Source organism: Novosphingobium organovorum, from assembly GCF_022832435.1.
Lineage (GTDB): Bacteria > Pseudomonadota > Alphaproteobacteria > Sphingomonadales > Sphingomonadaceae > Novosphingobium > Novosphingobium organovorum.
Window position 1 is genome coordinate 1 of the sequence record NZ_JALHLF010000137.1, and the last position, 7893, is coordinate 7893.

The 7893-nt window shown below is 66.3% G+C and carries 6 protein-coding genes; all 6 read right to left on the minus strand.

The features are described 5' to 3' along the window. Window positions 1-73: 73 nt before the first annotated feature. Complete coding sequence (locus tag MTR62_RS18835) at window positions 74-2266, minus strand: TonB-dependent receptor (protein WP_244023844.1); 2193 nt, start codon at window positions 2264-2266, stop codon at window positions 74-76. Between the two features lie 352 nt (window positions 2267-2618). Then, window positions 2619-3551 (minus strand): shikimate dehydrogenase, encoded by a 933-nt coding sequence (locus MTR62_RS18840; RefSeq protein WP_244023847.1) that lies wholly within the window; start codon window positions 3549-3551, stop codon window positions 2619-2621. 80 nt (window positions 3552-3631) lie between these two features. Then, window positions 3632-4861 carry an MFS transporter gene (locus MTR62_RS18845; RefSeq protein WP_244023849.1) on the minus strand — a complete coding sequence of 410 codons (1230 nt, stop codon included), beginning with the start codon at window positions 4859-4861 and terminating at the stop codon, window positions 3632-3634. Window positions 4862-4915: 54 nt separating this feature from the next. After that, complete coding sequence (locus MTR62_RS18850; protein WP_244023851.1) at window positions 4916-5605, minus strand: TetR/AcrR family transcriptional regulator; 690 nt, start codon at window positions 5603-5605, stop codon at window positions 4916-4918. Between the two features lie 458 nt (window positions 5606-6063). Continuing rightward, window positions 6064-6945: an OmpA family protein gene (locus tag MTR62_RS18855; protein ID WP_244023853.1), complete on the minus strand. Its 882-nt coding sequence runs from the start codon at window positions 6943-6945 to the stop codon at window positions 6064-6066. Window positions 6946-7248: 303 nt separating this feature from the next. Continuing rightward, the coding region (locus MTR62_RS18860) for an OB-fold nucleic acid binding domain-containing protein (protein WP_327194435.1) at window positions 7249-7893 on the minus strand (645 nt) is incomplete at its 5' end.

Sequence of the window (7893 nt, forward strand, 5' to 3'; positions counted from 1 at the left end):
CCGGGCGCCGCCGCGCACCCGCTGGCGAGCGCCAGTGCGCTCACCAGGGCCAGAGTGTGCGCACGGGTGCGCATCACAGCGCTACCTTCATGCGCACGCCGTACTCACGCGGCGCACCGTAGAACTCGCTGGTGTTGTTGACCTGCCCGGTGCTGTAGCGCTCCTTGGTGAGGTTGGTGCCCCACAGCTCGAACGTCATGCGATCCAGTTCAAACGCCACCGAAGCCCCCAGCAGATTGTACGCGGACAGGCGATCGCGCACCGGATCGTAGGCGATGTAGGTGTAGCGCGACCCGACGTAGGAATAGTTGACCCGCGGCGTGATGACCAGATGCTCGCCCGCGTCGATGGCGTATTCGGCCGAGAGGTTCCAGGTCCACTTGGGCGAAAACAGGTTGGGCCCGCCCGCGGTGGAACTGGTGAAGTCCGAATAGTTGATGCAGGTGTAGGGCGTGGTCGAGGACGGGGTGGCGCCATCGGTGCAGCCCGGCACGTTCGAGGCGCCGGGATAGGCGTAGGCGACCGCGCGCGAATCGATGAAATCGGTCCCCGCAAGGCTCGAATCGGTAAACGAGGCGGTCCCCGAGAGGCGCAGGCCCCCCAGGTGCAGCTGCGCCTGCGCCTCGAGCCCCTTCACGGTCGCGTTGGTGAGGTTGATCAGCGTCGAGCGGCCGGTCGTCGCGTCGAGCGCGTCGAGCTGGAAATCCTTGTAGTCATAGTAGAACCCGCCCAGCTGCGTGGTCAGCGCGCCGCCCAGCAGCGTGCCCTTCCAGCCCAGTTCGTAGTCGATCACCGTCTCGGGCTTGAACGTGCTGGTGGTCGAGGAATAGCCGCCCGACTTGTAGCCCTTGGCGACGAAGGCGTAGAGCAGGTGGTCGCCATTGGGCTGCCAGTTCGCGGCGATCTTGCCGGTCAGCTGGTTGTCCTTCTCGTGCCCGCCCGGATCGGAAAGGAACGTCGAACCGCCCGGCGTCACCAGCGTCACCGCGCCCGAACCGGTGACCTTGTAGGTGCTGTAGCGCGCGCCCACGTCGAACCAGAAGTTGGACGCGGGGTAGTAGCTCACCTGGGCGAAAGTGCCGGTCGTCACCTTGCGGTTGGCGATGTCGACATCGACGTGCGCGGCCGCCTCGGGGTTGTTGGAGATGTCCACCACGATGCGGTTCTGCTGGTAATAGCCCCCCGCGATCCAGCGCAGCGCGCCCACTTCGGGCGAGATGATGTTGAGTTCCTGCGAGTAGACGCGTTCGCGCACGTACTGGGTCTGCGTCAGCGAGGCGGCGTCGGTGCCATCCACGTCGTAGCGGTTGTGGATGCGCTTGTTCTGGTAGCCGCTGATCGAGCGCAGGTTGACTCCGCCATCGGTGGTGTAGTCGAGCCGCGCGCTGTACTGCTCGGCCTTTTCGCGGTTGGCGGTCGGGGTGTTGTAGTTGAGCGTGTACATGTCCTCGCTGCGCGCGGCTTCGTAGCGCGTGCCCAGGATCGGACGGTAGGCGTAGCCGCCGGTGTCCTTGCGCGCGAGTTCGGCCTTGAGCAGCGCGGTGAAGTGGCTCGAAGGCTCCCACAGCACGCCCACGCGCGCGCCGTATTCGTTGAGCTTGCCCGGCTGGCCCAGGCTCGGGTCCTCCATTTTGTAGTAGCTGTCGCGGTTGCGGTAGATGCCCGCCGCGCGGATCGCCAGCGTGTCGGTCACCGGCACGTTGAGCGCGCCGTTCACGCCGACCCGATGGTAGTTGCCGGTCTCGAGCGTGAAATCGCCGCCATAGACGCCCAGTTCGGGATTCTTGCTGGTGATGAAGATCGCCCCGCCGGTCGAGTTCGAGCCGACGAACGTGCCCTGCGGGCCGCGGAAGACTTCGACCGAGCCGATGTCGTAGAAGCTGTTGGTGGAAACGATCGGCGGCTGGAACAGGCCATCGAAGTAGGTCGCCACGCCGTTCGCCGCGTTGGGCGACGTGCTGGCAAGGCCGATGCCGCGAATGTTGACCGCCTGGGTCAGACCCGCCGCGCTGACCGAAAGGCCGGGCACGGTGTTCTGCAAGTCGCCGATTTCCTCGACCCCGGCCGAGGCAAGCCCGTCACCGGCCAGCACGCTGACCGCCGAGGGCACGTCCTGCAGCGTTTCCGCGCGCTTTTGCCCGGTGACGATGATCTCGTTGGCCGAGCCGGTGTCGCTCACCTCCTGCGCGGCCGCGATCTGCGGGAAAGCCTGCCCCAGAGCCAGCGCCAGACTGGATGCACCAATTGCCCGAAGGGTATTCTTCATGTCCATCCTCTCCATTGAAACACACGTATTATCGTTGTCTAAATCGCTCACGGCCGCGTCGCTTCGGGACGGCACCGGGAAATGATCGCAGGGCATTCGATCGGCCCGCACCAGAGCAAGCGCACCGGTGCCCGTCTTATCTGGAAATGGAATTGCCCCGTTCGATCACCCTTGCTCCCTTTTGGCTCTTTGGCCCTTCTTGACTATGACTGATAGCAAATTTTTACCTATCATCAATAGTAATATTGATCGCCACACCCGGAACCGGGCAGCGCGCTCCCGGAAACTATATTTTCATTTTATTTTAATTATTTAAATGAAACAACAAACCTCGCCACCGGCCGGAATTGGGTCAGGTGGTTTCGTTTGCCTCAAGGCGCAGCCGCAGCGCCTCCATCATCCGTGCGCGGTCGGGTTCGAGCCCGGTGAAGCGGCGGAACGGATCGGCCGCCTGACCCACGACCATGGCCTCGCCGCCCACCGCGACCAGCCCGGCCGCGCGCGCGCGGCGCACCAGTTCGCTTTCGCGCGGAAAATAGATGACGTCGGCCAGCCACTGGCGCGCCTCGAGAAGATCGGGATCAAAGGGCACGCCGGGGTGATCGGCCATGCCCACCGGGGTCGACTGGACCACGCCATCGGCGCCCGCAATCGCTTCGGCCGCGCTGGACACCACGCGCACGTCGGCCTCGGGAAAATGCGTGCGCAAGCGCTGCGCCAGCGCTTCGCAACGCTCGGCCGAAACATCGTGGAGACGCAGTTCGCGCGTGCCCTTGGCGAGCAGCGCCCAGGCCGTGGCCGAGCCCGCACCGCCCGCGCCCATCTGCGCCACACAGGCCAGCGCGCGGCCGGGCAACGCGCTGTCGAGCAGCCAGCCGAAACCCACCCAGTCGCTGTTGAAACCGATCATGCGCCCATCCTCGAAGCGCACGCAGTTGACCGCACCCAGCGCGCGGGCAGTGGGCTCGACCTCATCGAGCAGGTCGATCACCTGCTGCTTGAAGGGATGGGTGATGTTGACGCCCGAAAGGCCGATGCCGCGCAGCAGGTCGAGCGTGGGGCCAAGCGCCGCATCGTCCAGCCCCAGCGCGTCGAAATCGACCAGCATGTAGGCCAGCGCAGCGCCATGTTCGGCCGCTTCGGTTTCGTGGATCACCGGCGATTGCGAGGCCAGGATCGCGCGCCCCACCAATCCTGCGGTGCGGGTGCGCGTCGCGCTCGTCCCGGCGGCGGACCTTTGGGGCGCGGCATCGCGCCGATTGGCGGTCTTGGTGATGGAACCCATGCGCCCCCCTCCTGAAAATCGCGGGCTGGCTTCTCTCCAGCCTCGCGATTCATTTATGGTACGAACTTGTTCCTGTCAATTTAATTGATGCGTTCCTCGCTGGCGTCACGCTGCACCAATGCTGCGCACAACGCGCAAGCCGCCAGAGGCAGGCAGAAGGCCAGAAACAGCATGAAAAGAGAGACATGCGCGGCCAGCAACACGCCGCCCATGAACGGACCGGCGATCGCACCGGCGCGCCCAACGCCGATCGCCCAGCCCACCGCCGTAGCGCGGATCGGCGCCGGATAGGCGGCCGCAGCAATCGGCCAGACGCCGTTGTAGCCACCTTGCAGCAGGATACCGATGAGCGTGGCCACGACCAGCATGAGCGCAATCGGCATGGCGATCCCGCCGAACACCAGCAGCGCCGCCCCCGCGCCGGTCAGCATCACCGGAACCAGCACGCGCGGGCGCACCCAGGTGGTCAGCACGCTCATCAGCGAGGTGCCCGCGAAGGCCCCGACGTTGTAGATCGCGCCGACATAGATGCCGTTGGCCTCCGACAGTCCGGCCTCGATGGCGAGCTTGGGAATCCAGCTCACGATGAAATAGAGCACCATCAGCCCGAAGAACACCGCGCCCCACAGCGCGAACGTGCGCGCGCGGTATTCGGGCGCGAACAGTTCGCCCAGCCGGACCTTGCCCGCCGCCCCGAAGCCACCGGCGCGGCGCCCCGGAATGATCGCCCAGGCCGCCGGCATCAGCACCAGCGTAAGCAGCCCGGCCCCGAACATCATCACCCGCCAGCCGTAGACAGGGAGCAGATGCGCAGCGAACAGGCCCGAGAAGATCGCGGCGAAGGGGTAGCCCGCCTGGACGATCCCGACCGCCAGGTCGCGATGGCGCGCCGGTGCGCTTTCGGCGGCGAGCGCGGCCATCGCGGCCAGCACCGTGCCGATTCCGGTTCCCACCAGCACGCGCAGCACCAGCAGTTGCGTCCAATGCTGCGCATAAGTGCAGGCCAGCGACCCCACCGACATGCACGCCAGCGCCACCAGAATCACCGGCCGCCGCCCGAAGCGGTCGGCCTGCGGCGCGACCAGCATCCCGCCGATCGCCATGCCCAGCAACCCGGCGCTGAACAGCAGCCCCAGCGTCTCGCTGTCGAGCGTCCACTCCGACTGGAGCCTTGGGGCAATGTACGAAAGGATCGTCACGTCGACGCCGTCGGCCATGTTGATGATGAAACACAGCGTGACGGTGGCAAGGCCAGCCGGCGTCCAGCGCGTGGCCGCCTCAGCCGAGCCGGCGTGTCCTGCAGTCTTCAAAGTCCTCTCCCGTTGCGGCGGAAGGGGCGCGCGGCGAAAGGACCCGAAGCGGCGTCAAGCGCCCTGGGTAACCGGAGCCGTAAGCGCCACCCACGCCAGAATGATGTCGGCGACTTGTGTCGCGCGGCGCGCCACCGCTTGCGGGCTGCTCATGTCGAACCCGAAATTGTGGCTGAAGGTGTGTTGGTTGGAAACATTGTAGAAGGCGAGCGCCGAGATCGTCATGTGCAGCTCGACCGGATCGACCCCGGCGCGAAAGTACCCTTCGGCCACGCCGCGATCGAGGATGCTGCGCAGCACGCCGATCACGCCTTCGTTCTTTTCCCGAATGCTGTCGATCTGCGTGAGGTGCTCGGCGCGATGAATGTTCTCGTTCATCACCAGCCGGACCAGCTCGGGATGCTGCGAGTGGTAGGCGACGTCGTGTTCGATCATGCGGCGCAGCGCTTCGGGCGCGGTGCCCTCGGCCGGATCGAGCGTGCTCTCGCTGTCGCGCATGCGATGATAGGCACGCTCGAGCACGGCGCGGTAGAGCTCGTCCTTGCTGCCGAAATAGTAGTAGATCTTGCGCTTGCTGGCGTGCCCCGCGATTTCATCGATGCGCGCGCCGGCCAGCCCCTTCTCGACGAATTCGCGCGTCGCGATGTCGAGAATCTGGTCGATCGCTTCCTCGCGGGCCTGGGCGTGAGTGCGGCGCGGGCCGGTCGTGGGGGCGGGGTTGGCAGCTGTTGCAGACGTTTTCAAGCAATCCTCCGGTACGGCCTGCCGTCTCCTGATCGGACGGGTCTTTGGGCACAGTGGTACCGGCGTCGAATAGCGCCTAAATCGGGCCGCGTCTTCCGGCCTTGCTGCGGTTTCCCTCCCATATGTGGAACGAACTAGTTCCTTACATTTCACTCACTGTCAATGGGCAAGCGTGACGAGCCCCGCGATCACGCTGCAGCCCTGGCCGGGACAGGACCGTGGCGGGGACCGGTGCCCAGAGTTCACACCGCGCAGTTCGCGGGCGGGCGGGCGCTTGCACCAACGAAAACGGGGCACGAGGCTGGCAAGCCCCGTGCCCCGCGTATCCGGCAAGAATCCTGGTCGATCCTTGCCACGCAGCGCCGGTCGCAAGCGCTGCGCCCCCGTCGCCCGGCGCAAGACCGGACCGGGGGATGCGCGCCGCGCGGCCGGCCCAGCCCGGCGCGCGGCGCGTACCATCAGATTCCGTCGAGCCCCTTGCTGACAAGGATGTTGACCGCCACGCGGCGGTTCTCGGCCTTGCCCTGCGTGGTGTCGTTGCTGCCCACCGGATCGGCTTCGGCCATGCCGGTCGGGGTCAACATGCGGTAGGGCTTCCAGCCGCAGGCCTGCTGCAGGTAATTGACGACGCGCGCGGCGCGCTTTTCGCTGAGCGCCTGGTTGAAGTCCTGATCACCAGTCGAATCGGTGTAACCCGCCACCAGCATGAGCGCGTTGTCCATGCCTTCGGCCTGCTGCGCGGTGGCGCACAGCGCGGCCTTGTCCTGCGAGGAAAGGTCGGCCTTGCCGGTCGCGAAGTGGACGTTGGTGGTGCCCTTGATGTTGTACTTGTCGATGTCGCCCATGCGCCCGCGCAGTTCCTGCGTCGCGGCGGTCTGCTCGGCAAAGCGCTGGTCGGTGCCATTCCGGATCATCGCGGCGGTCCTGAAGTCCTTGTTGGCGAACTTGATCCGCGAGGCGAGCAGGCCACTACCCGAATCGAGCGTCTCGACCTCGACCGGCAGCCCGTTGACGAGCGAGGCGGCCTCGCGCTGCTTGCTGGCCAGCCCCAGGAAGCCGCCCTTGCCCTTGATCTGGGTGTTGTCGGTGATCGCCACGACGGTGCGCGTGCCGTCCTTGCTGGTGATCTGCATCTTGTCCCCGCTGCGCGCCGAAATAATGCCGTCGACCTCAGGCCCGGCGCTCATCTGCGAAGGGTCCATCGGCGCCGAACCATAGACAGTTGCGGAGACATCGGCATCTGCCGGATCCTGAGGCTGGGCCGAAACACTACCAACGGCCGGAAGAGCCATCAGAGCCGCCAGGGCGTAAACGCCGGTCCTTTTTGAATTGATGGTCATTGCAATACGTCTCCAATAGTCAAATGCCGGTGCTCTCGTACTCGCAGCCTTCATCGAAGGCCCGCCCCCCGCAATGGCGCGCCCGGCTTTTAAGCCCCTTCATCTTTGGGCATTCACACGACGAAAAAAGAAAAGCGTCGGCGAACGCCGTGGTTCCATGCCTGTTCGGCGGCGCCTTTCCGGTAGATGAACGCGCCCGCCCAGACCCCGTCCGGGCCGGGTAATCCGAGCGCACCGTGCGGCCAACCGTGCGGTGAACGGATGCGCCGCATCGGCTTTCGCCCGCCTTCTAGGCGTTCATGCCTAGTGGAAATCGCGTGAACGGGGCAGGACTCGCACCGCCCGCGGATGCCCCCGAAGCCCTCCGGGTGCCTGAACCGAATCGTCTCGCCCCGCTGCGCCCGCTTCGTCCTCCCCCCGCGCCAGCGCGTCGAGCCGCGCCGAAAGGTCGTGCACCGTGTGAACCATGAGGTGGACCACGCCTTCGGTGCTGCGCTGGATCACCCCGTCGACCCGCATCAACCGCGCGCCCATCACCGCGCGGCGCTGGCGCTCCATGTCGCGCGACCACAAAAGCGCGTTGACGATCCCACTCTCGTCCTCGATCGTGAGGAACACCGCGTTGCCCTTGCCCGGACGCTGGCGGATCAGCACGACCCCTGCCACACTTGCCTTGCGCCCGTCGGGCAGCGCGTTGGCCACCGCGCACGGGGCCATCCCTTCGGCCTCCAGAGCCGCGCGCAGGAAAGCCACCGGGTGTCCCTTGAGCGAGAGCCGCGTGGTCTGGTAATCGGCGACGACTTCCTCGCTCGCGCGCATCGCGGGGAGCGGCGCCTCCCCCTCCTCGGCCAGTTCGGGCGCATCGGCGGCGGCAAACAGCGGCAACTGCCCCGCCGGCGTGCGGCGCACGTCCCACAGCCCCTCGCGCCGGCTGCGCCCGAGCGAACC

What these genes read in the sequence shown, in the direction of transcription:
- MTR62_RS18835 (WP_244023844.1), bottom strand. Translation starts at nt 2,266, where the DNA reads ATGAAGAATACCCTTCGGGCAATTGGTGCATCCAGTCTGGCGCTGGCT.
- MTR62_RS18840 (WP_244023847.1), bottom strand. Translation starts at nt 3,551, where the DNA reads ATGGGTTCCATCACCAAGACCGCCAATCGGCGCGATGCCGCGCCCCAA.
- MTR62_RS18855 (WP_244023853.1), bottom strand. Translation starts at nt 6,945, where the DNA reads ATGACCATCAATTCAAAAAGGACCGGCGTTTACGCCCTGGCGGCTCTG.